This is a genomic window from Ornithinimicrobium carbonis (assembly GCF_977012275.1).
The window spans coordinates 3,558,170-3,583,863 of the sequence record NZ_OZ348993.1 but is presented as its reverse complement, the minus strand read 5'-3'; the positions used below and the strand labels follow the sequence as shown (position 1 = coordinate 3,583,863).

25 protein-coding genes are annotated in these 25,694 nt (G+C 73.4%); 10 read left to right on the top strand and 15 right to left on the bottom strand.

Going from position 1 to position 25,694, the window contains the following annotated elements:
• Positions 1 to 9: 9 nt before the first annotated feature.
• A complete protein-coding gene (locus tag ACWHYA_RS16435; protein ID WP_425940479.1) occupies positions 10 to 270 on the bottom strand; it encodes a hypothetical protein in 261 nt (86 codons plus the stop codon).
• A 301-nt stretch (positions 271 to 571) separates the two neighbouring features.
• On the opposite strand from ACWHYA_RS16435, the gene ACWHYA_RS16430 reads away from it, so the two are divergent.
• On the top strand, positions 572 to 1,753 hold the full coding sequence (locus ACWHYA_RS16430) for an LTA synthase family protein (protein ID WP_425940481.1): 1,182 nt from the start codon (positions 572 to 574) through the stop codon (positions 1,751 to 1,753).
• On the opposite strand, the gene ACWHYA_RS16425 is transcribed toward ACWHYA_RS16430, so the two are convergent.
• Positions 1,754 to 2,473 carry a hypothetical protein gene (locus tag ACWHYA_RS16425; protein ID WP_425940483.1) on the bottom strand — a complete coding sequence of 240 codons (720 nt, stop codon included), beginning with the start codon at positions 2,471 to 2,473 and terminating at the stop codon, positions 1,754 to 1,756. It abuts the gene before it with no gap.
• Positions 2,474 to 2,703: 230 nt separating this feature from the next.
• Here ACWHYA_RS16425 and ACWHYA_RS16420 point away from each other — a divergent pair, with 230 nt between their 5' ends.
• Together ACWHYA_RS16420 and ACWHYA_RS16415 are read left to right on the top strand one after the other, a co-directional pair.
• Entirely contained in the window at positions 2,704 to 3,855 is a 1,152-nt protein-coding gene (locus tag ACWHYA_RS16420) for a sensor histidine kinase (RefSeq protein WP_425940485.1), read from the top strand.
• Complete coding sequence (locus ACWHYA_RS16415; protein ID WP_425940487.1) at positions 3,852 to 4,553, top strand: response regulator transcription factor; 702 nt, start codon at positions 3,852 to 3,854, stop codon at positions 4,551 to 4,553. Before ACWHYA_RS16420 ends, ACWHYA_RS16415 begins: the two co-directional genes overlap by 4 nt.
• A 14-nt stretch (positions 4,554 to 4,567) precedes the next feature.
• On the opposite strand, the gene ACWHYA_RS16410 is transcribed toward ACWHYA_RS16415, so the two are convergent.
• The 5 genes from ACWHYA_RS16410 to lipB all read right to left on the bottom strand — a co-directional run bounded on the left by ACWHYA_RS16410 (position 4,568) and on the right by lipB (position 9,285).
• Positions 4,568 to 5,356, bottom strand: coding sequence for a DUF4191 domain-containing protein (locus ACWHYA_RS16410; RefSeq protein WP_425940489.1), 789 nt, complete (start codon positions 5,354 to 5,356; stop codon positions 4,568 to 4,570).
• Positions 5,357 to 5,361: 5 nt separating this feature from the next.
• Positions 5,362 to 6,414, bottom strand: coding sequence for a lipoyl synthase (gene lipA / locus ACWHYA_RS16405; RefSeq protein WP_425940491.1), 1,053 nt, complete (start codon positions 6,412 to 6,414; stop codon positions 5,362 to 5,364).
• Between the two features lie 99 nt (positions 6,415 to 6,513).
• A complete protein-coding gene (locus ACWHYA_RS16400; RefSeq protein ID WP_425940493.1) occupies positions 6,514 to 7,482 on the bottom strand; it encodes an ABC transporter permease subunit in 969 nt (322 codons plus the stop codon).
• The gene (locus ACWHYA_RS16395) at positions 7,479 to 8,540 is read right to left on the bottom strand and encodes an ABC transporter ATP-binding protein (protein WP_425940495.1); all 1,062 of its coding nucleotides are present in this window, start codon (positions 8,538 to 8,540) and stop codon (positions 7,479 to 7,481) included. The genes ACWHYA_RS16400 and ACWHYA_RS16395 overlap by 4 nt, the downstream gene beginning before the upstream one ends.
• A 94-nt stretch (positions 8,541 to 8,634) precedes the next feature.
• Positions 8,635 to 9,285: a lipoyl(octanoyl) transferase LipB gene (gene lipB, locus ACWHYA_RS16390; RefSeq protein WP_425940497.1), complete on the bottom strand. Its 651-nt coding sequence runs from the start codon at positions 9,283 to 9,285 to the stop codon at positions 8,635 to 8,637.
• 73 nt (positions 9,286 to 9,358) lie between these two features.
• Between lipB and ACWHYA_RS16385 the strand changes: the two genes are divergently transcribed.
• Positions 9,359 to 11,224: a serine/threonine-protein kinase gene (locus ACWHYA_RS16385; RefSeq protein WP_425940499.1), complete on the top strand. Its 1,866-nt coding sequence runs from the start codon at positions 9,359 to 9,361 to the stop codon at positions 11,222 to 11,224.
• Between the two features lie 166 nt (positions 11,225 to 11,390).
• Here the strand turns inward: ACWHYA_RS16385 and ACWHYA_RS16380 are convergent, their stop codons facing one another.
• From ACWHYA_RS16380 to lpdA, 3 genes are all read right to left on the bottom strand, one after another.
• The gene (locus tag ACWHYA_RS16380; protein WP_425940501.1) at positions 11,391 to 12,431 is read right to left on the bottom strand and encodes a TIGR01777 family oxidoreductase; all 1,041 of its coding nucleotides are present in this window, start codon (positions 12,429 to 12,431) and stop codon (positions 11,391 to 11,393) included.
• A gap of 1 nt (position 12,432) precedes the next feature.
• On the bottom strand, positions 12,433 to 14,517 hold the full coding sequence (sucB, locus tag ACWHYA_RS16375; protein ID WP_425940503.1) for a 2-oxoglutarate dehydrogenase, E2 component, dihydrolipoamide succinyltransferase: 2,085 nt from the start codon (positions 14,515 to 14,517) through the stop codon (positions 12,433 to 12,435).
• A gap of 86 nt (positions 14,518 to 14,603) precedes the next feature.
• Entirely contained in the window at positions 14,604 to 15,983 is a 1,380-nt protein-coding gene (lpdA, locus tag ACWHYA_RS16370) for a dihydrolipoyl dehydrogenase (RefSeq protein ID WP_425940505.1), read from the bottom strand.
• A gap of 207 nt (positions 15,984 to 16,190) precedes the next feature.
• Here lpdA and ACWHYA_RS16365 point away from each other — a divergent pair, with 207 nt between their 5' ends.
• A complete protein-coding gene (locus ACWHYA_RS16365; RefSeq protein ID WP_425940507.1) occupies positions 16,191 to 16,367 on the top strand; it encodes a DUF5302 domain-containing protein in 177 nt (58 codons plus the stop codon).
• Between the two features lie 130 nt (positions 16,368 to 16,497).
• Here the strand turns inward: ACWHYA_RS16365 and ACWHYA_RS16360 are convergent, their stop codons facing one another.
• Positions 16,498 to 18,018, bottom strand: coding sequence for a leucyl aminopeptidase (locus ACWHYA_RS16360; RefSeq protein ID WP_425940509.1), 1,521 nt, complete (start codon positions 18,016 to 18,018; stop codon positions 16,498 to 16,500).
• An 88-nt stretch (positions 18,019 to 18,106) separates the two neighbouring features.
• On the opposite strand from ACWHYA_RS16360, the gene gcvT reads away from it, so the two are divergent.
• A complete protein-coding gene (gcvT, locus tag ACWHYA_RS16355; RefSeq protein WP_425940511.1) occupies positions 18,107 to 19,213 on the top strand; it encodes a glycine cleavage system aminomethyltransferase GcvT in 1,107 nt (368 codons plus the stop codon).
• A gap of 61 nt (positions 19,214 to 19,274) precedes the next feature.
• On the opposite strand, the gene ACWHYA_RS16350 is transcribed toward gcvT, so the two are convergent.
• Positions 19,275 to 20,093, bottom strand: a complete 819-nt coding sequence (locus ACWHYA_RS16350) for a helix-turn-helix transcriptional regulator (protein WP_425940513.1) — start codon at positions 20,091 to 20,093, stop codon at positions 19,275 to 19,277.
• A gap of 222 nt (positions 20,094 to 20,315) precedes the next feature.
• On the opposite strand from ACWHYA_RS16350, the gene ACWHYA_RS16345 reads away from it, so the two are divergent.
• On the top strand, positions 20,316 to 20,549 hold the full coding sequence (locus tag ACWHYA_RS16345; RefSeq protein WP_431473687.1) for a hypothetical protein: 234 nt from the start codon (positions 20,316 to 20,318) through the stop codon (positions 20,547 to 20,549).
• Positions 20,550 to 20,646: 97 nt separating this feature from the next.
• Here ACWHYA_RS16345 and ACWHYA_RS16340 read toward each other — a convergent pair whose 3' ends face one another.
• Positions 20,647 to 21,168, bottom strand: a complete 522-nt coding sequence (locus ACWHYA_RS16340; RefSeq protein WP_425940517.1) for a bifunctional adenosylcobinamide kinase/adenosylcobinamide-phosphate guanylyltransferase — start codon at positions 21,166 to 21,168, stop codon at positions 20,647 to 20,649.
• A 137-nt stretch (positions 21,169 to 21,305) separates the two neighbouring features.
• Entirely contained in the window at positions 21,306 to 22,037 is a 732-nt protein-coding gene (locus ACWHYA_RS16335) for a DUF937 domain-containing protein (RefSeq protein ID WP_425940518.1), read from the bottom strand.
• A 186-nt stretch (positions 22,038 to 22,223) separates the two neighbouring features.
• Here ACWHYA_RS16335 and ACWHYA_RS16330 point away from each other — a divergent pair, with 186 nt between their 5' ends.
• Positions 22,224 to 22,442 (top strand): hypothetical protein, encoded by a 219-nt coding sequence (locus ACWHYA_RS16330; RefSeq protein WP_425940520.1) that lies wholly within the window; start codon positions 22,224 to 22,226, stop codon positions 22,440 to 22,442.
• Between the two features lie 221 nt (positions 22,443 to 22,663).
• Here ACWHYA_RS16330 and ACWHYA_RS16325 read toward each other — a convergent pair whose 3' ends face one another.
• Complete coding sequence (locus tag ACWHYA_RS16325; RefSeq protein ID WP_425940521.1) at positions 22,664 to 23,263, bottom strand: DUF3043 domain-containing protein; 600 nt, start codon at positions 23,261 to 23,263, stop codon at positions 22,664 to 22,666.
• Between the two features lie 68 nt (positions 23,264 to 23,331).
• Here ACWHYA_RS16325 and ACWHYA_RS16320 point away from each other — a divergent pair, with 68 nt between their 5' ends.
• Positions 23,332 to 24,711 carry a dipeptidase gene (locus ACWHYA_RS16320; RefSeq protein WP_425940523.1) on the top strand — a complete coding sequence of 460 codons (1,380 nt, stop codon included), beginning with the start codon at positions 23,332 to 23,334 and terminating at the stop codon, positions 24,709 to 24,711.
• Positions 24,704 to 25,663 carry a glutathione S-transferase family protein gene (locus ACWHYA_RS16315; protein WP_425940525.1) on the top strand — a complete coding sequence of 320 codons (960 nt, stop codon included), beginning with the start codon at positions 24,704 to 24,706 and terminating at the stop codon, positions 25,661 to 25,663. The genes ACWHYA_RS16320 and ACWHYA_RS16315 overlap by 8 nt, the downstream gene beginning before the upstream one ends.
• Positions 25,664 to 25,694: the final 31 nt, after the last annotated feature.

Genomic DNA, 25,694 nt, shown 5'->3' with positions numbered 1-25,694 from the left:
CCGCGCCGGTCACCCGTGCTGCCGCTCGTCGTCGTCGCCCTCGTGGCCAAGTCCGTCCTCGTCGCCGTCGCCGTCCTCGAGCCCGACCGGTATGCCGCCCTCGTCGCCCTGAGCGCGCTGCCCCTCGTGGCCCTGGTCGTCAGCCCCGCGCTGCTCATGCGCGGGCGCCCGCGCACGGCATACCTCGTCGGGGCCGACCTGCTCGTCACCACCCTGCTGCTGGCCGACCTGGTCAACGCCCGCGCGTTCGGCCGGCTGCTCAGCGTGCACATGATGGCCGCGGCGGGCAGCTTCGACGGCCTCGGCTCCTCGGTGCTGGCGATGGTGCGCTGGCACGACGTGCTGCTGTACGTCGACCTGCTCGCCGCGGGCGTCCTGGTGGTCCTGGCCCGCCGACGACGCGGCGGCGCGGCAAGCTCCGACCCGGGGCGGTCGGCGGTCCGGCAGGCGTCTGCCCGGTCTGCGCCGTCGCTGGACCCGGCACCGCACCGCGGCCGTCGTCGCCGCCGTCGCGGCCGTCTCGTTCGGCACCCAGGTCGTGACCCAGACGTCGGACCCCGGGATGCGGGTCGTGACGCTGTCGCCGCTGGGCACCCACCTGCACCAGGTCTACGACGAGCTCGTCGACACCCACCAGGAGCTGACGCCTGCCGAGCGGAGACGGGTCGGGGTCTGGTTCGCCCGCAACGCCGCCTACCAGGGTGTCGCGCCCGAGCACGAGGACCTCGTGGGCCTGCTGGCGGGACGGGACGTCTACCTCGTCCAGGTCGAGTCCCTGGAGCAGGTCGTGCTGGGCGCGGCACCGTTCGGGCAGGAGGTCACGCCGACGCTGAACCGCTGGCGTGCGCAGAGCGTGGTCTTCGACCAGGTGCTCGCCCAGACGCGGGACGGCAGCAGCTCCGACGGCGAGCTGCTCATGCTCGCCGGGGTCTATCCGCTGGAGTCCGGGGCGACCGTGCTGCGGTTCCCGGACAACCAGGGCTACACGACGCTGCCGCGCCTGCTGTCCCAGGACGGCTACCGTGCGGTGGCGCTGCACGGGGACGCCGCCTCGTTCTGGAACCGCGACCGCGTGTTCCCCCACCTGGGGTACGAGCGCTACGTCGCCGAGGACGACTTCGCGGCCGGGACGCCGCTGGGGCTGGGGCTGGCCGACGCCGACCTGTTCGACCAGGCGCTGCGCGAGCTCGACCGGGTGCCGCAGCCGCGGTTCATGCACCTGATCACGACCACCTCGCACACCCCCTGGGAGCTGCCCGCGAACCTGCGGGGGCTGGACCTGCCGGGGGAGGACGCGACCAGCCCCTACCTGCAGACGCTGCACTACACCGACGGGGCGCTGGCCGACTTCGAGCGGGCGCTCGCCGACCGGGGGCTGCTGGAGCGGTCGGCGTTCGTCGTGGTCGGGGACCACGAGGGGCCGCAGAAGTACGCGCCCGTCGACGAGCGGTGGCTGACCGGGAACGACGGCCGGGTGCCGTTCCTCGTGCACGTGCCCGGGATGAGCGGACGGACCGTCTCCACCCCGGGCGGCCAGGTCGACGTGCTGCCCACGCTGGCGCAGCTCCTGGGGATCCCGGCGCAGCGGTGGGCCGGGTCGGTGATGGGCCGCAGCCTGCTCGGGGAGCACACCGGCTCGGCCGTCACTCCTGACGGCGAGGTGCTGCCGGGGGCCGACGGGGCCGCACTGCTGCAGGAGGCCTACGAGGTCGCCGACCTGGCCGTCTCCGGCGACTGGTTCCTGCGGCCCTGATCAGGCCGAGGCCTCGACCGCCGTCTGCCAGTGCCCGACCGAGGAACGGTGCACCACGAGCGCGAGCGTCCCGAGGACGGCGAGGTAGAGCAGCGCGGAGGCGTAGCCCGACCAGCTCGAGACGGCTCCGCCGGCGAACTCGACCACGACCCAGACGGCGACCGCCGGGCCCAACCACCGCGGCCCGAGCCGGCCGCGCCACAGCGCGACCGCCAGCACCAGCATCCCCAGGACCGTGCCCAGCAGGCCTAGCGCCATGAACGGGATGCCGACCCCGCTCTCCACGTCGGCCAGCACCGCCGCGTGGACGTCGACGGCCTCGAGGTCGCGAGACATCGACAGCATGACCAGGTTGACCCCGCCGTGGACGGCGTGGCCGAAGGCCTGCAGCCCGAGGAGCAGGCCCGCGACGACACCCAGCACCGGGGCACGCGAGCGCAGCAGGTGGGCCACGCCGACCAGGCCGGTCCCGACGAGGAGCTGGGCGCCCACCCAGGTGAGCGCCGAGACCGTACCGGCCCGGCCGGCGGCCGCGACCGCCTCCAGCCGGTCGACCTGGTCGCCGGAGAAGTCCGGCATGGTCCAGATGCTGACGACGGTCAGCACGGCACCGACGGCCAGGCAGGCCGCCACGACGAGGCGGACCAGCCCTGCCACGCTGCGTCGGGGCGGGCTGCCCGGGACCTCGGCCCGGGACGGGGTGAGTGCGGGTGCGGCCATGGCGATCGATCTCCTTCGGGCGGGGCCGACCCGTCCGGTCGGCCTGCTCCGACGCTAGGAGCCGCGCGGGTCGTCCGGGATCGGCGGCGGGTCGTCGCCCCCGACGACCCCGGGCCCCCGCCCGAGGTGGACGACCCCGCCCCGGGGCGCGGCGGCATACCCCTCGGGTCGTGCCGGCGGTCGACTCCAGGATGACGACACGGCGCCCGGCCCGGTCCTAGATTGACCTCATGGCTCCGATGACGCGCGCCCGCTGGGTCGTCGACGTCGGCCTGGCCGCCCTCGTCGCCGGGATCGGGCTGCTGGAGATCTGGCTGCCCATGGAGTCGGTCATGGGCGAGGGCTCACCGGTCGTCAGCACCGTCGGGGTGCTCGCCTTCGCCGTGCTGCTGTCGCTGCGGCGGGCGCGTCCGTGGGTGGCGCTGGGGGCCTTCCTCGTCTGGCCTGTGCTGGGTTTCGCCCAGGGGAGCCTGCAGCTGCTCTTCTTCGGCCAGCTGGTGCCGGTGGCCGTGCTCGTCTACTCCCTGGCCCGGCACGCGCCGAACCGGCTGCGCTGGGTCGCGGCGGTCTGCGGCATCGTCTTCGTCTCCGTCGCCGACCTGTTCGTCCCCCTGCTGCAGACCCCCAACGAGCTCATCTTCCACTGGGGCGTCATCACGCTGTCCTACCTGCTCGGCCACGCCCTGCGCGTCTCCAGCGACCGGGTCGCCGCCGAGGCGGTGCGCGCGCACGAGGCGGAGAGCCGCTCGCGCGAGCGCGCCCAGCGCGCGATCTCCGAGGAGCGCGCCCGGATCGCCCGCGAGCTGCACGACATCGTGGCCCACTCGGTCGGCGTCATCGTCGTCCAGGCCGGGGCGGCCGAGCAGGTCGTGGAGGAGGACCCGGAGTTCGCCCGGCGGGCGCTGGGCACGATCCGCTCGACCGGGTCCGGTGCGCTGACCGAGATGCGCCGGCTGGTCGCGATGCTGCGCGACACCGAGGTCGAGCACGACCTGTCGCCGCAGCCGGGGATCGCCGCGCTGCCCGACCTCGTGGAGGCCGCCCGCGGTGCCGGGCTGCAGGTCGACCTGGAGGTGAGCGGCGACCCGCCGAGCCTGCCCGCGGGGCTGGACCTCACCGCATACCGGATCGTTCAGGAGGCCCTCACCAACGTGCGCCGCCACTCCGAGGCCACCCGCGCGCAGGTCGCGATGGACTTCGGGCCGGGCGCGCTGGAGATCCGCGTCAGCGACGCCGGCCCCCGTCGCGACGGCGAGGGTGAGCCGGGGCACGGGCTGCTGGGGATGCGCGAGCGTGCCGCCCTCTTCGGCGGCCAGGTCGAGACCGACGCGGGGGAGCGCGGGTTCACCGTGCGTGCGGTGCTGCCGCTGGAGCGGGTATGACGTCGCCCGCCGGCCCCGGGTCGCCCACCGAGGGGGCCTCCCCGACCACGGTCGTGGTCGTCGACGACCAGGAGCTCGTGCGGATGGGGTTCCGGCTGATCCTGGAACGGGCCGGGTTCGACGTCGTGGGGGAGGCCGGCGACGGGGTCGAGGCGGTCGAGGTCGTGGGGAGGCTGCGGCCCGACGTGGTGCTCATGGACATCCGGATGCCGCGGCTGGACGGGGTGGAGGCCACCCGCCGGATCACCCACCTGGCCCCGCCGGTGCCCCGGGTGCTGGTCCTGACGACGTTCGACCTGGACGAGTACGTCTACGAGGCCGTGCGCGCCGGCGCCGGTGGCTTCGTCCTCAAGGACGTCACGCCGGAGGACCTGGCGCACGCGGTGCGGGTGGTCGCCCGGGGCGAGTCGATGGTGGCGCCGGCGCTCATCACCCGGCTGCTGGAGCGGTTCACCGCCCGCCCGCCCTCCGGCGCCCCGCCGGAGCAGCTGTCCTCGCTGACCGAGCGTGAGCTGGAGGTGGCGCGGCTGGTGGCCAAGGGGCTGTCCAACGCCGAGATCGGCGCCCGGCTGTTCCTCAGCGAGGCGACGGTCAAGACCTACGTGTCGCGGCTGCTGACCAAGCTGCAGCTGCGCGACCGGCTGCAGATCGCCGTGCTGGCGTTCCGGACCGGGCTGGTGCAGGTGGGGGAGGACTGAGGGCCGGGGCCCGGTCAGCGGCCGCGCAGGGCGCGCCGGCTCATCCGGGGGGTGCGGGTGGGGTCGACGCCGCCGGGGATCGGCGGGCGGTTCTTGCCGCCGAGGGCCTTCATCCGCTGCTGGACGACCATGGCCTCGTCGTTGGTCAGCTGCTTGGGCAGCGAGCGCATCTTCTTGACCACGCTGCGCAGGGCGGTGTCGTCCTCGCCCTTGCCCACCATGATCGTGTGGACCGGCACCGTCTCGCCGACCACGCGGGCCACGCGACGGCGCTCGGAGGCGAGCAGGCGCTGGGCGGCGCCGCGGGGACCCTCACCGAGCAGGACGACCCCGGGCCGGCCCACGGCGCGGAAGACCATCGCCGCGTTGTGCAGGTCGCGCATCCCGCGGACGTTGCCGCCGGCCTCGGCGGCCACCGGCTCCTGGTCGTAGAACCAGCCGCGGCGCAGCTGGCCGAGCACGGCCGAGGTGGCGCCGGGCTGCCCCTCGATCTGGGTGAACGCAGCCCGTTCGGCCTTCTTGCCCAGGACCACGATCCCCGCGAGCAGGGCCAGCGGCAGCCCGATGATGATCATGTAGACGACCTGGTCGATCCACAGGCCGACGAGGACCGCGACGAGCATGACGGCCAGGGCCGCCAGCAGCATCCACCAGATCGCCGCCGGGTCCGCCTTGCGGGTCATGGTCATGACCTGGCGGAACTGCGCGATCCGACCGGGCTTGTTCGGGTCCTTGACCTTCTTGGGCCGACGACCGAACCGTCGCTTCTTCGTCGGCTCGCCGCCGGTGGTGCTCGTGGACATGCGGTTCAGGATACGTGGGCGGCGGGCGTGTCCTCGCCACGCAGGCCGTTGGCCACGAGGGAGGCGGCCTCCTGGCGGGCGGGGACGTCGTTGATCGCCTGCTCTGCCAGGTGCGTGAGGTTCTCCGGCACGTCCCGGCCCCAGCGGCGCATCGCCTGCGCGTAGAGCTTGCCGGCGCGGTAGGAGCTGCGCACGAGCGGTCCGGCCATGACGCCCTTGAAGCCGATCTCCTCGGCCAGCTCGGACCAGTGCACGAACTCCTCGGGCTTGACCCACCGGTCGATCGGGTGGTGCAGCGGGGAGGGGCGCAGGTACTGCGTGATCGTGAGGATGTCGCAGCCCGCCTCGTGCAGGTCGCGCATCGCCTGCTCGATCTCGTGGTCCTCCTCGCCCATGCCCAGGATGAGGTTGGACTTGGTGACCAGCTCGTTCTCGCGGGCCATCGACAGCACGCGCAGCGACTTGTCGTAGGTGAACGCCGGGCGGATCTTCTTGAAGATCCGCGGCACGGTCTCCAGGTTGTGCGCGAAGACCTCGGGGCGGGCGTCGAAGACCTGCTGGACCAGCTCGGGCACGGCGCCGAAGTCGGGCGGCAGGATCTCCACGCCGGTCGTGGGGTTGAGCTCGTGGACCTTGCGGATCACGTCGGCGTAGAGCCAGGCGGCCCCGTCGGGCTGGTCGTCGCGGGCCACGCCGGTGATCGTGGCGTAGCGCAGCTCCATCTGCCGGATCGACTCGGCGACCTTGCGCGGCTCCTCCAGGTCGAGGGCGCGCGGCTTGCCGGTGGCGATGTCGCAGAAGTCGCAGCGCCGGGTGCAGATGTCGCCGCCGATGAGGAAGGTGGCCTCGCGGTCCTCCCAGCACTCGAAGATGTTGGGGCAGCCGGCCTCCTGGCAGACCGTGTGCAGACCCCCGCCCTTGACCATCGACTGCAGCTCGCGGTACTCCGGACCCATCTTGGCGGTGGTGCGGATCCACGACGGCTTGCGCTCGATGGGCGTCTCGGCGTTGCGGGCCTCCACCCGCAGCAGGCGGCGTCCCTCCGGTGCGATCGTCACAGGTGCTCCTTGCGTCGAGGTCGGCACGGGCCCGCCGGGCACGTGCGTGCACCGTCCAGCCTAAGCCGCCAAAGGTCGGTATGCCGAACCCGCCCGGCCTCAGCTGATGTCGGCGCGACGGAAGCGCGCCCAGGCGGCGAGGAGGACCACGCCGAGGACGACGCCCAGCACCGTGGCGCCGTGGGCGAAGCTCAGGGTCTGCACGACCTCACGGCATCCCTCGGCCCGGTTGCAGTCCACGAACGTGGACCACGAGGTCCCGTTCTCCACGAACGCCGCGACGTTGCGGACCAGGCCGAGCCGGGCCACCCACGCGAACGACGACCCGAGGATGCCCTCGACGATGAACATCCAGCCGATGACCAGCCCGAGCACGACCCCGGTGTGCCGCACCAGGAAGGCGGCACCGGCCCCGAGCGCGGCAGCGGCCAGGCCCAGGAGGAGGATCCGCAGCGACATCCACACCGGCTCTCCCCACCCGTCCGGCACGGAGCGGTCCAGGCCGAAGACGGCGTAGACGAGCGGGGTCCCGACGAGCAGGAGGACCAGGCCGGTGAGCACCACCGGTGCCGCGGCGAGCGCGGGGGCGACCACCTTGGAGACGAACACGGGGGTGCGCCGCGGCACGAACGTCAGCCAGGTGGCCATCGTCCGGTGGGCGAACTCCGCGGCGACGGCGGTGGAGCCGATCGCCAGCGCGAGGAACATCAGCGGGTAGGACGCCCCCTGCAGCAGGAACTGCAGCTGCTCGGACATCGAGGGCAGCTGGCCGAAGAACTCCTCGATCGTGGGGACCTGGAAGTCGTCGCACCCGAAGTCGACCGAGGCATCGCCGGACCGGCGCCGCTCGTCGGCCTCCGCGAGGCGGCACTCCTCCTGCATCCGCTCGTTGTCGTCGACCATCCGTTGGTACTCGGTGTCCGCGCCGGCCCTGGCCGCCTCCAGCTGCCGGGCCTGGTTGGCCACGCCGACGAGGCTGACGACGGCCACGGCGACCGCGCCCAGCACCGTCAGCAGGACGACCTTGCGGGCCAGCAGGCGCCGCAGCTCGACGACCAGGAGCCTCATCGTGCCCCCTCCCCTTCGTTCGTGGGCGGTCCGTCCCCGCCGGTCCCGGCGGCGGGCTGCGCGGGCAGGCCCTCGTCCTGGGTGAGCTCGAGGAACACCTGCTCCAGCCCCCGACGGCTCGGCACGAGCCGCTCGACCCACAGCCCCTGCTCGCCGAGCAGCCGGGAGATCTCGGCCGGCTCGGCCCCGGTGACGAGGATCGTCCCGGCGTCTGTGGTCGGGTCGTAGTCGCGCAGCTCCTCGGCGGCGTCGTGCCCGTGGCGCCGGGCCACCCACTCGACGCTGAACCCGGCCTCGCGCAGCAGACGGATCGCGTTGCCGGGGGAGGCCACACCCACCTCGACGGTCTGGCCACCCCCGCCGATCAGCCCGGCCACCGACCCCTGGGCCAGCACCCGACCGCGCCCGATGATCGAGACGGTGTCGGCGATCTGCTCGATCTCGGACAGGATGTGGCTGCTCACCAGCACCGTGCGGCCCTCATCGGCCAGCGAGCGCATGGTGCCGCGTACGTCGGAGATCCCGGCGGGGTCGAGCCCGTTCGTCGGCTCGTCGAAGATCAGCAGGTCGGGGGACTTCAGCAGGGTGGCCGCAATGGCGAGTCGCTGCTTCATACCCAGGCTGTAGGCGCGGAAGGGGTCCTTGGCGCGTCCGCCCAGCCCGACCTGCTCCAGGACCTCCCCGACGCGCGTGCGCGGGGTGCCGATCGCGTCGGCTAGCAGGGTCAGGCTCCGCTCCCCGCTGAAGGTGGGGAAGAACGTCGGCGACTCGACGATCGCCCCGACCCGGGAGACCACCGCGGGCAGCTGGTCAGGGACCGGTGTCCCGAAGATATGCATGGTGCCCGAGTCGGCGCGGGCCAGTCCCAGCAGCATCCGGATCGTCGTCGTCTTGCCCGAGCCGTTGGGCCCGAGGAAGCCGTGCACGCCGCCGGCGGGCACGTCCAGGTCCAGCCCCTGGACGGCGACGCGACGACCGCGGACCCCCGGGTAGGTCTTGCGCAGCCCACGCGTGACGACGGCCATGCCGTCGGCGTGCTCCACGGTCGCGGTTCCCATCCGGCTCCCCTCCGGGCCGGACGTCCGACCCCTGCGTCTTCCATCCAACACCGCGTCTGTGTCGGGAGGGGGCAGGGTGTTGCAGCGTGTCCGCTCAGCCGTTCCGGGCGGGCACCGGGTCCAGGACGCGCTCCAGGTGCCGCTCGGCGACCGGAACGACCTCGGCGACGGTCACCGGACGGCCCAGCTCCAGCGTCAGGGAGGTCACGCCCGCGTCCGCGATCCCGCAGGGGATGATCGTGTCGGCCCACCGCAGGTCGCAGTCGCAGTTGAGCGCGAAGCCGTGCATCGTCACGTCCTGGCTGACCCGGATGCCGATCTGGCCGATCTTGCGCTCCGGGCGGGTGCCGTCGGCCGGCAGCCACACCCCCGAGCGGCCCTCGACGCGCCCGACCTCGACCCCCAGCTCGGCGCAGACGGCGATCATGACGTCCTCGAGCCGGCGCACGTGGGCGACGACGTCGACCGGGCCCGGCAGGTGCACGATCGGGTACCCGACGAGCTGCCCCGGCCCGTGCCAGGTGATCTTGCCGCCGCGGTCGACGTCGATGACCGGCGTGCCGTCCAGCGGCCGCTCGTGGGCCTCCGTCCGCTTTCCGGCCGTGTAGACCGCAGCGTGCTCCAGCAGCAGCACCGTGTCGGGCAGCTCGCCGACGACCACGCGGCGGTGGACGTCCCGCTGGTGGTCCCACGCCTGCTGGTAGTCGACGAGGTCCGGAGCGAACCCGAGGTGCTCGAAGCGCATGGTCGCCACTGTAGCCGGGTCGGCCTGTGGACGAACGCGACGGCGGTCCGACAGGTTCTGGCACGGTGGCGGCGTGGGAGAGGACAGCTGGGAGCAGCCCGAGGACGTCGGTGGAGGTCGACCACCGGGGGAGGTGAGCAGCCGGGAGGGTGCCGGCGCGGACCCCGCGCTCCCGCCGACCCTGCCGGGGTATGAGGTGCTCGCGCCCCTGGGCGCCGGGGCCACCTCGTCGGTGTGGCGGGCACGCCGGCGGGTGGACGGTCTCGTCGTGGCGGTGAAGGTGCTGCGTCCTGCCGGAGGTGACGTGACGGCCGGGTTGCACGAGGCGGGGTTGCTGGCGCGGGTACGGCACCGGCACGTGGTGCACCTCTACGACGTCCTGCCGCTGCCGGACCCGCTGACCGGACGCCCGGCCGCCGTGGCCCTGGCGACCCAGCTGGCCGGAGGCGGGTCGCTGGCCCAGGTGCTGGCCCGCCGCAGGATCCTCTCCGCGGGTGAGCTGGTCACCGCCCTGCAGCCGGTGGCGGGGGCGCTGGCCGACCTGCACGGCACCGGGGTGGTCCACGGAGACCTGTCCACGGGCAACGTCCTGTTCCTGCGGGACGGGATGCCCGTCCTGGGCGACCTTGGCGCGGCCCGGATCACGGGCGAGGAGCCGGGCCAGCACCACGGCACCGGGGCGGCCGAGGGCATGGTCGCGCCCGAGGTGGTGGAGGGTTTCGCCCCGACGCCGGAGTCGGACGTCTACCAGCTGGGGGCGCTGGCCTGGCGCTGCCTGGCAGGGGAGCCTCCGGGCCCACCGTACGACCGGGGGAAGCTTCCCGAGCTGGCCCCGGACCTGCCTCCCGGGCTGACCGACCTGGTGCTGCGGTGCATGGCGCCCGACCCGGAGGCGCGGCCCGACGCCGAGGAGGTGGCGCTCGCGCTGCTGGCGTGCACCGCGCCGGAGCCGGTCGAGGTGGCTCCCGACGCCGACCCTGCGCACGGTCTGACCGAGCGGTTGCGCTCCGAGGCCAGGGCGGACCTGGATGCTGCCCCGGCCGACGGTGGACGACGCGGGGGCGGAGGCAGCCACCGTCGTCGCCGCAGCACCGGCCGAGGGGAGGCACCCGCCCCCGGGAGACCGGGACGCAGCAAGGGCTCCCGGGGCCCGGGCCGCTGGGACCCCGACCGGCGGGACCCGGGGAGGGTGCAGCAGGTGGTGGTGCCGGCCGTGCTGGTGCTGGCCTCGCTGCTGCTGATCGTCGCGGCGGTGGCCCTCGTCCGGCCGCAGCTCGTCGAGGCCCGGTCCGGGACGACCAACCCTGCGCCCGCGCCGACGGCCGACCTGGCACCCGCGTCGACCGGCGATCCGGCCTCCCCATCGGCGGCGACGGAGGACGGCCATCGCCCGGCAGGAACGTCAGGCAGTCCCGGTGTCCTGACCCCGGAACTGCCTGACGGGGACGGTGTGGAGCAACGGTCCGCCGAGGCGACCGCCACGACGTTACCGGAGCAAGGTCCTCCGGAGGACGAGCTGTTCGACACCCTCCAGGTGCTTCTCGACGGTCGGGGGGAGGCCTGGGAGCGGGCCGACGACGTGCTGCTGCTCGGCATCGTGGCGCCGGACTCCCCGGCGGAGGCGTCCGAGACCGAGCAGCTCGCCCGGCTGCGGGAGTCGGGCGTGCGCTACCCGGACGTGACCTTCCGGGTCGAGGACGCCACGCTGGTCCCGGACGGCACGCCCGCCAGGGAGGCAGACGTCGACGCCGGCACCGACGCCGTCACCGACCGCATCGCCGTGCGTGCCACCGTCTCCCGCGCGGCCCTGGAGGCGCGCGACGGGCGGGGTGGGCGGCTGGACCCCGTGCCGACGAGCAGCGAGCGGGTCCGCATCGAGCTGGCCCGCATCGACGAGCGGTGGCTGCTGTGGTCCTGGGAACCGGCCCCCACGGGGTGACCAGCTGCCAGGCCCCCGGTGACGACCGCGTGCGGGGCCGCGGGGACGTCCGGTCCCCCTGCACCTGACGTCGACCGCGTGGGGGGCCGCAGCGGCGACCGGTCCCCCTGCACCTGACGTCGACCCGGTGTCGTGGGGGTCCCTGTCGTGGGGTGCCGGGTCCCCTTCAGGGGGTGAGCGGTTCGAGGGGAGTGGGGTCTCCCGGAGGTGTCGAACCGTCGGGCGGCGGCACCGGGTCGCTCGGCGGCTCGAACTGCTTGCCCTCCTGACCCACCCAGGCCATCGCCGTCCTCAGGTCGGGGTGGTCCCAGGCGAACCCGGCACCGGTGAGGACCGTGGGCAGGGCGCGCTGGCTGTAGAGGATCTCTCCTGCGAGCTCGCCCAGCACCAGGTGCATGGCGAACGACGGCACGGGCAGGACGGCCGGGCGGTGCAGCTCGCGACCCAGGGCGCGCACCACGTCGGCCTGGGTGTCCGGGTGGGGCCCGGTGAGGTTCACCGGGCCGGTCACCGTCGGGTGGTCCAGCAGGAAGACCATCGCGCGGACGTGGTCGTGCAGGGTGATCCACGACCAGAACTGGTCGCCCCCGCCGAGCGGTCCGGCGAGCCCCAGCACGGCCAGCGGCATCAGCTTGGCCAGGGCCCCGCTGCGCCGGGTCAGCACGATCCCGGTGCGCAGGTGGGCCACCGGGGCGCCGGCCTTCTCCGCGGGCCAGGTGGCGGTCTCCCAGTCGTGGCACAGGTCGGCCAGGAAACCCTCGCCCAGATCGCTCGTCTCGGTGAGGACGTCGTCCCGCCGCTCGCCGTAGTAGCCGACGCCGGAGGCGGACAGCAGACGGGGTCGCGCACCCTCGGGGCGGGCGGCGACCGCCCGGGCGATCGTGCCCGTGCCGTCGATCCGCGAGTCCCGCAGGAGCTTCTTGCGCGCCGTGGTCCACCGCTTGTCGCCGATCCCGGCCCCGGCCAGGTGCACCACCGCGTCGACGCCGTCGAGCACGTCGGGGGCCAGCTCGGCACCCGGCTGCCACGCCCGCTCGAACACCCCGGAGGGCAGCGCGGGGTGACCGGGCGCGCGCGGGGCGCGGCGGACCAGGTGGACCACCTGGTCGCCGCGCCCCAGCAACGTGCTCGACAGGGCGGAGCCGATGAGCCCGCTGGCGCCGGTGACGGCGACCGTGCGCCCGGAGGGCGCCGGTGCCTGCGTCACCTCATACCTCGAAGCTCGCGTCCTCGAGGCGTTCCTTCATCGTGTTGAGGAAGCGGGCGGCGTCGGCCCCGTCGACCACGCGGTGGTCGTAGCTCAGCGCCAGGTAGACCATGTCGCGGATCGCGATCGTCTCCATCCCGTCCTCGTCGACCGCGACGACCGGGCGCTTGACGACCGCGCCGGTGCCGAGGATGGCGACGTTGGGCTGGTTGATGATCGGGGTGTCGAACAGCGCACCGCGCGACCCGGTGTTGGTCAGCGTGAACGTGCCGCCGGACAGCTCGTCCGGGGTGACCTTGTTGTCGCGGGTCCGCTCGGCCAGGTCGGCGATCTTGCGGGCGAGCCCGGCGATGTTGAGGTCGCCGGCGTCCTTGATGACCGGCACCAGCAGGCCGCGCGGGGTGTCGACCGCGACGCCGAGGTGCTCGGAGGCGTGGTACTGGATCGAGTCCTCCTCCACGCTGGCGTTGACGATCGGGTGCGCCTTGAGCGCCTCGACCGCGGCCAGGGCGAAGAACGGCATGAACGAGAGCTTGGTGCCCTCCCGCTTCAGGAAGTCGTCCTTCGTACGCCGACGCAGACGCGCCACCTTGGTCACGTCGACCTCGACCACCGTGGTGAGCTGGGCGCTGACCTGCAGGGACTCGACCATACGGCTGGCGATGACCTTGCGCAGGCGGGACATCTTCTCGGTCGTGCCGCGCTTGGCGTCCGGATCGCCGCCGGCCGCCTTCGCCGCCGGCTTGTCGGCCGGCTTCTCCGCCGCGGGGGCGGACGCAGGCTCGGGAGCGGCCTCCTCGGCGGGGGCGGCCTGCTCGGCCTCCTTCGCCTTGGCCGCGTCGAGGACGTCCTGCTTGCGGATGCGTCCGCCGACCCCGGTGCCCTCGAGAGCGTTGAGGTCGACGCCGTGCTGGGCCGCGAGCTTGCGGACCAGCGGCGTCACGTAGGCGCTGACGTCCTGCTGCTGCTGGGTCTTCTCCCCGGCCTGGCCACCGTCACCGGGGGCAGGGACGTCGGAGACGTCCTTGTGCGAGGAGGTGCCGCTCTCGGAGGAGGAGACGCCCACACCGACGGCCGGCTCGGGCTCCTCCATCTCGGCGGCGTCGTCGTTGGCCTCGCCCGTCTCGGACTTGGTCTGCGACTCCTGAGCGGCCTCCTCCTGGACCTCGGTCTCCTCGGCCAGGTCGCTGTCGGCGGACTGCGCCGCGTCCTCGCGGTCCTCCGCGTTGTCGCTCGCGTCGGAGGCACCCTCGTCGGAGGCACCCTCGTCGGAGGCACCCTCGTCGGAGGCACCTTCGTCGGAGCTGGACGACGTGTCCTTCTTTGCATCCTCCTGCGCGGAGGCCTGCTCACCGCCCCCGCCGGAGGACCCGCCGGAGGACTCGCCCCCGACGATGCACAGCTCCCCGCCGACCTCGACGGTCTCGTCCTCCTGGGCGATGATCTTGCTCAGCACGCCGGCCACGGGGGAGGGGATCTCGGTGTCGACCTTGTCCGTCGAGACCTCCAGCAGCGGCTCGTCCACCTCGACCTCGTCGCCCTCGGCCTTGAGCCAGCGGGTGACGGTGCCCTCGGTCACGGACTCACCGAGCGCCGGCATGGTCACGGTCTCCCCACCGGAGACCTCACCACCGCCACCACCGGAACCCCCGGAACCGGACTCCGCGGGCGCGGACTCCTCGGCGTCCTCGTCGGAGGCGGGCTCCTCGGCAGTCTCGTCGGCGGGCTCCTCGGCCGGCTCGTCCGCGGGCTCCTCGGCGGGAGCCTCGGCCTCGGGTGCCGCGTCGGCCTCCTCGGCCTCGTCGGCCTGCGCGTCGTCGGAGGAGTCCCCGCTGCCGGCGGACTCACCCTCCTCACCGACGACGGCCAGGTCGGCGCCGACCTCGACGGTGTCGTCCTCCTGGGCGAGGATCTCCAGCAGCACACCGGCCACGGGGGAGGGGATCTCGGTGTCGACCTTGTCGGTCGAGACCTCCAGCAGCGGCTCGTCGACCGCGACGCTGTCGCCGACCTCCTTGAGCCAACGGGTCACTGTCCCCTCGGTGACGGACTCACCGAGGGCCGGCATCGATACGCGTTCCGACATCTGTTGTCTCTCCTCGTGGCGGGGGTTTGCAGTCTACGGTGCGGGCTGGCGTCGGGTCAGGTCAGGCGCACCCGGTGGCGGGGCGGCTAGGCATGGGCGTGCAGGGGCTTGCCGGCGAGGGCCAGGTGGGCCTCGCCGAGGGCCTCGTTCTGGGTGGGGTGGGCGTGGACGAACTGCGCGACGTCCTCGGGCAGGGCCTCCCAGCCGACGATGAGCTGGGCCTCGCCGACCTGCTCACCCATCCGCGCGCCGACCATGTGGACGCCGACGACGGGGCCGTCGGGGCCCGAGCGCACGAGCTTGACGAAACCGGCCGTCCCCAGGATCTGGGACTTGCCGTTGCCGCCGAGGTTGTACTCGTAGGTCGCGACCTCCTCGCCCCACCTCTCCCGGGCCTGGGCCTCGGAGAGCCCCACCGAGGCGATCTCGGGGTCGGAGTAGGTGACCTTGGGGACCAGGTGGTCCTCGACCGGCGCCGGCTCCAGACCGGCGACGTCCTCGGCGACGAAGATGCCGTGCGCGAAGCCGCGGTGGGCCAGCTGGGGGCCGGGGACGAGGTCGCCGACGGCGCGGACACCCTCGACGTTGGTCCGCAGGCGCTCGTCGGTCGGGACGAAACCGCGGTCGAGCTCGACCCCGACCTCCTCGTAGCCCATGCCCTCGGTGCGCGGGCCGCGGCCGACCGCGACAAGGAGCAGGTCGCCCTCCAGGACGTCCCCACCCTCCAGCTCGACCCTGACCCCCTGCTCGTCCTGGGAGGTGCCGGTCACCTTTGCCCCGGTGCGGATCTTCATACCCCGCTTCTTGTAGGCGCGCTCCACCGTCTTGGAGACGGCCGGGTCCTCCATGGCGACCAGCCGGTCCATCGCCTCGACCACGGTCACCTCCGCCCCGAAGCTGCGCAGGGCCGAGGCGAACTCGACGCCGATGACGCCGCCGCCGAGGACGATCGCGTGCTGCGGGACCTCCTCGAGCGTCAGGGCCTGGTCGCTGGTCATGATCCGACCGCCGATCGGCACGTCCGGGAGGGTCTTGGCGTAGGAGCCGGTGGCCAGCACGACGGTGCGCCCGGTGAGCTCGCGGTCACCCACGGTCACGGTGTCCTTGGCGGTCAGGCGCCCGGTGCCGGTGACCAGCTCGACGTTCTCGGCGGCCTTGACCAGCCCCTGCAGCCCCTTGTAGAGCCGCCCGACCACGCCGTCCTTGTAGGTGTGGACCCTGGCCATGTCGACGCCCTCGAGGCTGGCGAGGACACCGTACCGCTCGCTGTCGCGGGCCATGTCGGCGACCTCGGCGGTGTGCAGCAGCGCCTTGGTGGGGATGCAGCCGCGGTGCAGGCAGGTGCCGCCCACCTTGTCCTCCTCGACCAGGGCGACCGTCAGCCCTAGCTGGGCGGCACGCAGGGCGCAGGCGTAACCCCCGCTCCCGGCACCGAGGATCACGATGTCGTACGTCGATGTCGGCATGGGCCACATCCTGCCACCCGGGTCGGGGGAGCGGCGGGTCGGGCCGAACGAGTGCACGCGCGGGCCGCCCGGACCGGGCGCCGGGCCGTCACGACACGTGCACTCGTTCGACCTCCCCTTGCCGGCGCCCGCGATATCCGCGTGACAGCCGTGTCACCGAGGTGGGAGGCTGAGCCCGTCCAGTCCCCGCACAGAAGGAGGTGGCCGATGAGTGATTCCCAGGCCACGGACGACGTCAAGGCCAAGTTCCGTGAGGCTCTCGCCAAGAAGCAGGCCCACGCCGGGACCGACGTCTCGGACCACTCCGAGCGCGGCAAGGTCGGTGGCGCCCGCGACGCGAAGACCTCCGGGACCCAGCAGATGTTCCGCCGCAAGAGCGGCTGAGCGGACCTCGTCCGAGAAGGCCGCGAGGGGCACCGTCCGGACCGGACGGTGCCCCTCGTGCGTGTCATGGCGACGGCGCCACGGTGGCCGGGACGAGACTGTTGCCACGAATGCGCCGCGGCGCCCGCGCTCAGCGCGCGTAGCTCCGCGCCAGCTCCACGAGCGTGCGCACGGCCGCGCCGGTGCCGCCCTTGGGCACGTAGCCCCACGGCGTCTTCTCGTTGAACGCCGGCCCGGCGATGTCCAGGTGCGCCCACGGGATCTGCTCGGCCTCCTCGCCCTCGCCGCGCTTGCCGACGAACTCCTGCAGGAAGGTCGCCGCCACGCTCGCGCCCGCCGACCGCTCGCCGGTGTGCTTGAGGTCGGCCACGACGGTGTCCAGGCTGGGCCGGATCTCCTCGGGCAGCGGCAGCGGCCAGGCGGTGTCCCCGACCTCGTTGCCCAGCTCGACGACCTGCTCGCGCAGCGCGTCGTCGTTGCCCATGACGCCCATCGTCCGGTCGCCCAGCGCGATGATGCAGGCACCGGTCAGCGTGGCCACGTCGACGATCGCGTCGGGACCCTGCTCGGTCGCCAGCGCCAGCCCGTCGGCCATGACCAGGCGCCCCTCGGCGTCGGTGTTGATGATCTCCACCGTGCGCCCGTCGCGCATGGTGACCACGTCGCCCGGGCGCTGCGCCAGCTCGCCCAGCATGTTCTCGGCCAGGCAGAGGTATGCCGTGACCCGCACCGGCAGGCCGAGCTCGGCGATGGCGACCACGGCCGCCGCGCAGGCGGCGGCACCGGCCATGTCCATCTTCATCGTCACCATTGAGGCGCCGGGCTTGATGCACAGGCCGCCGGAGTCGAAGGTGATGCCCTTGCCGACCAGGGCCAGATGCTTGCCGGCACCCTCCGGCTCGTAGCGCAGGGTGACCAGGCGCGGCCCCCGGCCGGAGCCCTGCCCGACGCCGAGGATGCCGCCGCAGCGCTCCTGCTGCAGCCGCTCGGCGTCCCAGACCTCGACCTCGACGGAGGAGCCGGCGGCCCGCTCCGTCACGCTCTCGGCGAAGGACTCGGGGTAGAGCAGGTTCGGCGGGGTGTTGACCAGGTCGCGGGCGTAGCGGACGGCGTCCACGACGGCCCGGGCCTGCGCGGTCGCGGTCTCCACCTCCTCGGCCGGCACGCCGGGGACCACGGCCCGGCCCAGGGCCGGCTTGGCCGACTCGGCCTTGCCGACCCCGTGGTGCTCGGCGAAGGTGTACGCGCCGAGCACGGCACCGCTGCCCACCGCCACCGCCTCCTCGGTCGAGGACTGGCCCAGGGCGAACGCGGCCGACTCCTTCCCGCCCAGGGCCCGGGCGGCGACCCCGGCCGCGCGCCGGAGGCGCTCGGTCCGGGAGGCCGGGCCCGACGGCATACCCACGACGACGACGAGCTCCGCGGAGACGCCGGGGACTGCCGTGAGCCGGGTGGTCTCCTCCGCGCCCCCCTCGGCGCCGAGGGCGGTGAGGGCGGACTGCACGTGCCCGGCCGTCTCCTCCGGGAGGGCGTCGGCGACGAGGTTCACCTGCCCGTCGTCCTTGGTGGCGGCCAGGACCAGGACGTCGGCCTGCACCGCGGCCGGATCCTGGTCGGTGAGCGTGAGCGTGGTGCGGCGGTTCTCGGCCATCGAGCAACGTCCTTCGTCGGTTCGTCCGGTCAGTTCCCCACGAGGGTAAGCCACCCCTCCGACGGTGCTCGGCGCTAGGCTGCCCAGCATGAGCGACTCCACGACGAAGACGTCCCCGCTGCACCGCCGCCACACCGCGCTCGGCGCCAAGATGGCCGACTTCTCCGGGTGGTCGATGCCCATCGAGTACCCCGGCGGGGGGGTCGTCGCGGAGCACACCGCCGTGCGCGAGCGGGTCGGCATCTTCGACGTCTCGCACCTGGGCAACGCGCGGGTCAGCGGGCCGGGGGCCAAGGACTTCCTCAACCGCTGTCTGACCAACGACCTGGAGCGGATCGAGCCGGGCAAGGCGCAGTACACGATGTGCTGCGACGAGGACGGCGGGGTCGTGGACGACCTCATCGCCTACCTGCGCTCGGACGAGGACGTGTTCCTCATCCCCAACGCGGCCAACACCGCCGAGGTGGTGCGCCGGCTGGTCGAGGCCGCGCCCGAGGGCGTCACCGTGGAGAACGTGCACGAGGCCTACGCGATCCTCGCCGTGCAGGGCCCGCGCGTCGACGAGGCGATGGAGGCCGCCGGCCTGCCGGTCCTGCACGACTACATGAGCTTCGTCGACACCACCTGGCGCGACCGGCCGGTCACCGTCTGCCGCACCGGGTACACCGGGGAGAAGGGGTATGAGGTGGTGTGCGGCGTGCAGGACGCCGAGGAGGTCTGGGACGCCCTGGTCGAGGCGATGACCCCGCTCGAGGGGCTGGCCTGCGGCCTCGGGGCGCGGGACACGCTGCGCACCGAGATGGGCTACGCCCTGCACGGCAACGAGCTCTCGCGCGAGATCACGCCCGTGATGGCGCGGACCGGCTGGGCCGTGGGCTGGAAGAAGGACGCGTTCTGGGGCAAGGAGGCGCTGGCCGCGCAGCGGGAGGCCAAGGAGTCCCGGCTCGGCGGCGGTCTGCTCGTCACCGGCCGGGGGATCCCGCGGGCCGGGTGCGCGGTGCTCGACGCCGAGGGCACCACGATCGGTGAGGTCACCTCCGGCACGTTCTCACCGACGCTGAAGCAGGGGATCGCGCTCGCCCTGCTCGACCGCGGGGTCACCGAGGGTGACGAGGTGACGATCGACGTGCGCGGCCGTCAGGTCGCGGCGCAGGTGAAGAAGCCGCCGTTCGTGGAGGGCGGCGCCAGCTCCTGACCGTCCCGGTCAGGCCGGACCGACCCCGGCCCGGCCGGTCGGCCGACCCCGGCCCGGCCGGTCAGCCGACGCCGACCCCGGCGGCCTCCAGATCCCGCAGCCACGCGACCGCCTCGGTGCGGCTCTGCGCCCCGAGCCGGACGTAGGCGTTCTCCAGGTGCTTGCGCACCGTGTTCTCCGACAGGCCGAGCTGTCGTCCGACCTGCCGGTTCGACATCCCGGCCGCGACGAGGTGCATGATCTCGCGCTGCCGTGCGGTCAGCGGGACTCGCTCCTGGCGCACGGGCCGCTGCCCGCCCACCTCCGTGGCGAGGGTGGCCTCCAGGAGCGGTCGCAGGTGTGGCAGGAGCAGCTCCATCAGCACCGTCTCGCGTTCGGTGAAGGGGCGGCCCTCGTCGCGCCCGGCCAGGATGCGCAGCGAACCTCCGGTCCCGCCGAAGGGGTAGGCCAGGAGGATCTCGTCCACGGTGTGGAGGTACTCCTTGTTCGCGGGGTGCTCGGCCCAGGCCCGCTCGCCGTAGCTCGAGCAGCTCGAGGTGACGCTCGCCTGGCCGGTACGGTCCACGAGGCTGCAGTTCAGCTGCCACCAGTACCGGTCGAGCAGCTCGGCGCCCGCGGACCCGTCGTCGAAGGTCGCCAGGTCCGTGCCGGCGAGCCATCCCTGCTCGCCGTGGGAGGTGAACTGCACCCAGCTGCGCCAGAACCGAGGACCCACGTGCATGTCCTGGAAGTTGATCCAGTCGCTGCCGATGAGCTGCTCGACCCGGGTGAGCATCGCGAACACGGTGTCCCGGCCCGGCGGGTGCCGACCTGGCCGGGCCAGGTCGAGGATGTCCTGCAACAGGGCGATGTCGTGTGCGCTGACGCCCCTGCTTCCCATGTCCTCACCTCGCAACGTCGCTGCGCCGTCCGCCGGCGACGGCGTTCCTGCAGCAGGTTCCAGGGTAGGACCGACCGCGCGGCCGACGCCATACGCGCAAGCGCGTAATGCTCCGTTCCTCGTATTTCCCCGGGGTGGCGTGCCGTCGCACGGTGGAGGTGCAGCACCAGCTGCACCCCGACGGTCCGGGCGACGAGCCCCGGGCGGGGGGCGATCAAGGAGATGGCAGAGATGGACGCAGCAGTTCGTCGCCGGATCCTCGCCAGCGTCTCCGCCGGAGCGCTGGCCGGGGTCCTGGGGGCCGGTGGGATGGCCGTCGCGGTCGGTGGTCCGTCCCACCCGGCCGACGTGGTGGAGGGCGCGTGCGGTGCCGGGCCGGTCGAGGCGTCGCCGGACTGGGCGCCGGCGCAGAAGGCGTCCGCCTGGTTCGGCGCGCACGGTCGGGCCGCGGAGTAGCTCCTCCACGCCGACGCCGGAGGGTTGCCCGGCACCAGCGGCGGCCCCGGACCGAGAGGTCCGGGGCCGCCGTGCGTGCCGGTGACGGAGCTGTCGGTCAGCGGCCGACGAGCGCCGCGTCGCTGAGGTCCAGCACGCGGCCGGCCAGGACGGCGTGGACCTGGCCGCTGACGGCGGAGACCCGTTCGTTGGTGTGCTCGAGCAGGTCGACGAACAGGGCGTCACGGTCGTCGGTGGGGCGGGGCGACCACGAGGGTTCGGCGCTGAGCACGATCACGTCGAAGGGCATCGCGCTGGCCGCCACCGTGAGCTCGGCGAGCCGGTCCTCCACCGTCTCGTGGGCGGCGGCCGGGTCGTCCCAGAGCTGCTGGTCGTCGAGGATGCCGCGGAGCCAGCAGGTGAGGTCGTCCACCAGCACCGGGTGGCGGGAGCCGAGGAGCGCGCGGCTGAGGTCCCGGGTGCGCACGACGCGCCACCCGTCGGGCGTGCCAGGACCCTGGTCCGCCCCGTCCTCGTCCGCGGTCACCACGCAGGTCACCTGCGGGTGTCCGGAGAAGAGGGAACGGGCGTGCCGGGCCGTCCCGTTGCGGGGGCCACCGATCACCAGGGTCGTCGTCATGGGCAGCGTCTCCTCGGTCGGTCTCGCTCGCGTGCGCACCGGCGCACCAGACGGCCACGGGGGACGGGACGGGCGGGGGCGCGGTGGGCACAGCATAGCGACCCGCACCCCGCCCCTGGACGCCCCGGGGCGGTCCGTCAGCGGCGGCCGAGGATGCCGCCGAGCACGTCGCCGAGGATCGAACCGCCACCCTGGGACTGCTGCCCCCGACCGGTCGCACCACCGAGCGCGCCGCCGAGGACGTCCTGCAGCACCGAGGTCAGGTCCCCGCCCTGGCCGCCGGGGCGCCGGGCGTCGGCCGTGCCGTCGCGGTCGCCCCGGGGGAGGTCGACGTCGACGGGTGCGTCCCGCTCACCGTCCATCCGTCCGAACGGCCCGTCCGTCGTGCCGGCGCCACCGCCACCGGTGTCCCTGCTACGGCCGCCACCCATGTCGGTCGTCCGTCCGCCGCCACCATCCCCGAGGCCGCCACCCGCCCGGCCGCTGACCTGCTTGGCCAGCCAGGAGAGCACGATCGGCGCGAGGATCGGCAGCAGCCGGCGCACGAGCGCCGAGGTCTGCGGGCCGCCGAGGCCACCGAGCTGCTGGGCGACGTCGTCGGTCCGGCCGCCGAAGACGTGGCTGACGATCTTCTCACCGTCCTGCTCGTCGACGGCGTCCACCCGCGGGTCGTCGGCGAGGTCGTCCTGGTGCTGGCCCAGCGCGTCCAGCAGCGACGCGGCCCCCTGCGGCTGCTGGGCGTTGGCGCCGAGACCGGCGACCAGGGCGGGCAGCGCGGTGCGCACGGCCTCGCGGGTCTCGTCCTCGCTGGCACCGACCCGCTGCGCGAGCTGGTCGGTCGGGATGGCGCGCATGAGGTCCTCGAGCATGGTCGTCCCTTCGTCGTGGCGGGCCCGGGTCGACCCGCCTCGTCGTCAGCCTAGTGAGCGGCACCGACGTCGGCAGGTCGACCACCGGAGGTGGACGCCGCCGACGGGGACGTCCCAAGGCCACCGGACGGTGAGGTCGACCGCCGCCGGATGGTCAGGCTGCACCGATCCGCCTACGGTGGGCCCATGAGCGAGAGCTGGACGTGGAGCTACGAGCAGGCCGACGGCACACCGGTGAGCGACCTGGGCATGGCGTCGGTGACCTTCCCGACCCAGGCGGACGCCGAGGCGTGGTTGTCCCAGGAGTGGGGCACGCTGGCCGACGCCGGGGTGCAGGCGGTGACGCTGAAGCGCGACGAGGACGTCGTCTACGGGCCGATGAGCCTGAGCCCGGCCGCGGAGTGACGCGGAGAGTCGGGACACGCACGGGCGACTCGACCTGACGGGTTCACGTGCACCCCAGGGGTCGATCCGGCCGGGCGTGTCGCCGGTGTGACGAGCAGTCGCGCAGGGATGGCCCAATCGCCGGTCTGACGGCGGGCGCGTGTGACGAGCAGGCGCGCAGGGATGACGCAGGCGCCGGTCTGATTAGCCGGCGCGGGTGACGAGCAGGCGCGCCCGGGTCGTCAGCGCCGGACGAGGTCCGCGCCGCGGTCGACCGCCGGTCGCGGGATGCGCGAGCCGCGCATCTGGAAGGCGCGCAGCACGACGTACCAGGCCGACCCCTTGGCCGGCTCGTGCCCGAACTCGGCGACGAAGTCCTTCTTGGTGCGCTTCCACAGCAGCCAGGAGTCGATGATGCCGAAGAGCATCAGGGCGTAGGCCGACAGGAACATCCCGTTCTGCGCCCAGCCGAAGGGCAGGAGCGACAGCGCCAGGATGAGGATCATCACCGGCAGCAGGATCTCGCCGATGTTCCACCGGCGGTCGACCGCGTCGCGCAGGAACCGACGCTCCGGACCCCGGTCGCGCGGCGGCAGGTACTTCTCCTCGCCGCGCAGCATCCCCTCCCGGACCCGGGCGCGCTGCTCCCGGATCTTCTGCTTCTCCTCCGGCGACCTCCCCTTGGTGCTGCCGGTCACGAGCGGGCGCCGGTTGGCCGCCTCGGCCTCGCGCCGCTTGGGGGTCGGACGCCCCTTGCCGGAGGGGCGCGACGGGTCGCCGACCGGCTCCACCGAGGTCGTGGTGGACGTGGCGGTCTCCGTCGTCTTCTTCCCGAACAGCACCGACCCAGTGTATGCGGCCGCGCCACCCGCCCCTGCCAGGCACCGGGGCGCACCCTAGGGTCGGGTGCATGAGCCACCACACCTCTCCCGAGCGCACCCAGGAGCTGGCCGCCCGCGTGCGCGACCTGTTGCCCGGCGTCCGCTCCGACCTGGAGGCGCTGACCCGCATCCCCTCGGTCTCGCTCGACTCCTTCGACCAGCGGCACGTGGAGGACAGCGCCGAGACCGTCGCCGACCTGCTGCGCGCCGAGGGGATGGAGGTCGAGATCGTCCGCGAGGGCGGCCGTCCCGCCGTCATCGGCCACCGCCCCGGTCCGCAGGGATCGCCGACCGTCCTGCTCTACGCCCACCACGACGTGCAGCCGCCCGGCGACGAGGCCGACTGGGACACCCCGGTCTTCGAGCCGACGCTGGTGGGGGAGCGGCTCTACGGCCGGGGCGTGGCCGACGACAAGGCCGGCGTGATGGCGCACGTGGCCGCGCTCCGGGCCCACGGTGACCGGCCGCCGGTCGGCGTGACCGTCTTCGTCGAGGGGGAGGAGGAGGTCGGCTCCGATAGCTTGCCGCGCATCCTCGAGCGCCACGGCGACCGGCTTGCCTGCGACGCGATCGTCCTGGCGGACTCGCACAACTGGAAGATCGGCGTCCCCGCGCTCACCACGACCCTGCGCGGCCTGGTCCGCGCGGTGGTCGAGGTCCGGGCGCTGGACCACGGGGTCCACTCCGGTCTCTACGGCGGTCCGGTCCCCGACGGCCTCACCGCCCTGTGCCGGCTGGTGGCGACCCTGCACGACGAGCACGGCGACGTCGCCGTCGAGGGGCTGATGAGCAGCGAGGCCGCCGACCTGGACTACTCCGAGGAGGACCTGCGGCGCGACTCCAGCCTCGCCGAGGGCGTCCAGCCGATCGGCACCGGGTCGATCCTGTCGCGCCAGTGGACGAAGCCCTCGATGACGGTCATCGGCATCGACGCCCCGTCGGTGGACAAGGCCGCCAACCTGCTCACCCCCGTGGGCCGGGCCAAGCTGTCGATGCGGATCCACCCCGCGGAGGATCCGCGCACGGCATACCAGGCTCTGGTCCACCACCTCGAGACGAACGCCCCCTGGGGGTGTCAGGTGACGGTGACCCACGACGACGACGGGCGCGGGTTCGCCGCGGACGCACAGGGGCCGGTGTACGACGCGGCGCGTGCCGCCTTCCGCGACGCGTGGGACGGGACCGAGCCGGTCGACATCGGCGTCGGCGGGTCGATCCCGTTCGTCGCGGCCTTCGCCGAGCGCTTCCCGGACGCGGCGATCCTCGTCACCGGCGTCGAGGACCCCGACACCCGGGCGCACGCGGCGAACGAGAGCCTGCACCTGGGCGAGTTCGAGCGGGTGTGCATCGCCGAGGCCCTTCTGCTGGAACGCCTCGGTGCTCTGGGCGAGGATGGCACGCATGAGTGAGGACCAGACGACCGAGCAGGGCGGCACCGGCGCGTACGTGCAGGACAGCTACGAGCGCAAGGCCCGCTACATCGAGACCCGGATCACCAAGGACGGGCGGGACGGGTATGCCGTGGAGCCGGGCCGCTACCGCCTCGCGGTGTCGAGGGCGTGCCCGTGGGCACACCGGACGATCCTGACCCGCAAGCTCATGGGGCTGGAGGACGTGATCTCGATGGCGGTCGCCGGACCGGTGCATGACGAGGACAGCTGGACCTTCGACCTGGACCCCGGCGGCGTCGACCCGGTGCTCGACATCCCCAAGCTCAAGGACGCCTACGACGCGCGGCCGGACGGCTACCCGGAGTCGGGCGTCACGGTGCCGGCGGTCGTGGACACGCGGACGCGGATGGTGGTGACCAACGACTTCGACCAGATCGTCAAGGACTTCGTCACCGAGTGGGACGAGCACCGGCGTCCCGACGCCCCGGACCTGTGGCCCGAGCACCTGCGCGAGGAGATCGAGGAGGTCAACCAGCTCGTCTACCACGACCTCAACAACGGGGTCTACAAGTGCGGTTTCGCCGGGAAGCAGGAGGCCTACGAGAAGGCCTACGACGCGCTGTGGGCGCGGATGGACTGGTTGGAGGAGCGGCTCTCAGGTCAGCGGTACCTCGTGGGGGAGCAGCTGACCCTGGCCGACATCCGGCTGTGGCCGACGCTGGTGCGCTTCGACGCGGCCTACCACGGGCACTTCAAGTGCAACCGGCAGAAGCTGACCGAGATGCCGGCGCTGTGGGCGTACGCGCGTGACCTGTGGCAGACGTGGGACTTCGGCTCGACGGTGAACTTCGACCACATCAAGGCGCACTACTACGCCACGCACCTGGACATCAACCCGACCGGCGTCGTGCCGAAGGGACCGGACACCTCCGTGTGGGACGAGCCGGCGGGCCGGGAGTCGATGCGCTGACTGCTGCGCCCGGCGCCCCGGACGCGAGAAG

Excerpts from the sequence above, each read along its gene's own strand:
- ACWHYA_RS16425 (WP_425940483.1), bottom strand. The coding sequence starts at position 2,473 with ATGGCCGCACCCGCACTCACCCCGTCCCGGGCCGAGGTCCCGGGCAGC.
- ACWHYA_RS16420 (WP_425940485.1), top strand. The coding sequence starts at position 2,704 with ATGGCTCCGATGACGCGCGCCCGCTGGGTCGTCGACGTCGGCCTGGCC.
- ACWHYA_RS16415 (WP_425940487.1), top strand. The coding sequence starts at position 3,852 with ATGACGTCGCCCGCCGGCCCCGGGTCGCCCACCGAGGGGGCCTCCCCG.
- ACWHYA_RS16410 (WP_425940489.1), bottom strand. The coding sequence starts at position 5,356 with ATGTCCACGAGCACCACCGGCGGCGAGCCGACGAAGAAGCGACGGTTC.
- ACWHYA_RS16400 (WP_425940493.1), bottom strand. The coding sequence starts at position 7,482 with ATGAGGCTCCTGGTCGTCGAGCTGCGGCGCCTGCTGGCCCGCAAGGTC.
- ACWHYA_RS16395 (WP_425940495.1), bottom strand. The coding sequence starts at position 8,540 with ATGGGAACCGCGACCGTGGAGCACGCCGACGGCATGGCCGTCGTCACG.
- lipB (WP_425940497.1), bottom strand. The coding sequence starts at position 9,285 with ATGCGCTTCGAGCACCTCGGGTTCGCTCCGGACCTCGTCGACTACCAG.
- sucB (WP_425940503.1), bottom strand. The coding sequence starts at position 14,517 with ATGTCGGAACGCGTATCGATGCCGGCCCTCGGTGAGTCCGTCACCGAG.
- lpdA (WP_425940505.1), bottom strand. The coding sequence starts at position 15,983 with ATGCCGACATCGACGTACGACATCGTGATCCTCGGTGCCGGGAGCGGG.
- ACWHYA_RS16365 (WP_425940507.1), top strand. The coding sequence starts at position 16,191 with ATGAGTGATTCCCAGGCCACGGACGACGTCAAGGCCAAGTTCCGTGAG.
- ACWHYA_RS16360 (WP_425940509.1), bottom strand. The coding sequence starts at position 18,018 with ATGGCCGAGAACCGCCGCACCACGCTCACGCTCACCGACCAGGATCCG.
- gcvT (WP_425940511.1), top strand. The coding sequence starts at position 18,107 with ATGAGCGACTCCACGACGAAGACGTCCCCGCTGCACCGCCGCCACACC.
- ACWHYA_RS16350 (WP_425940513.1), bottom strand. The coding sequence starts at position 20,093 with ATGGGAAGCAGGGGCGTCAGCGCACACGACATCGCCCTGTTGCAGGAC.
- ACWHYA_RS16345 (WP_431473687.1), top strand. The coding sequence starts at position 20,316 with ATGGCAGAGATGGACGCAGCAGTTCGTCGCCGGATCCTCGCCAGCGTC.
- ACWHYA_RS16340 (WP_425940517.1), bottom strand. The coding sequence starts at position 21,168 with ATGACGACGACCCTGGTGATCGGTGGCCCCCGCAACGGGACGGCCCGG.
- ACWHYA_RS16335 (WP_425940518.1), bottom strand. The coding sequence starts at position 22,037 with ATGCTCGAGGACCTCATGCGCGCCATCCCGACCGACCAGCTCGCGCAG.
- ACWHYA_RS16330 (WP_425940520.1), top strand. The coding sequence starts at position 22,224 with ATGAGCGAGAGCTGGACGTGGAGCTACGAGCAGGCCGACGGCACACCG.
- ACWHYA_RS16320 (WP_425940523.1), top strand. The coding sequence starts at position 23,332 with ATGAGCCACCACACCTCTCCCGAGCGCACCCAGGAGCTGGCCGCCCGC.
- ACWHYA_RS16315 (WP_425940525.1), top strand. The coding sequence starts at position 24,704 with ATGAGTGAGGACCAGACGACCGAGCAGGGCGGCACCGGCGCGTACGTG.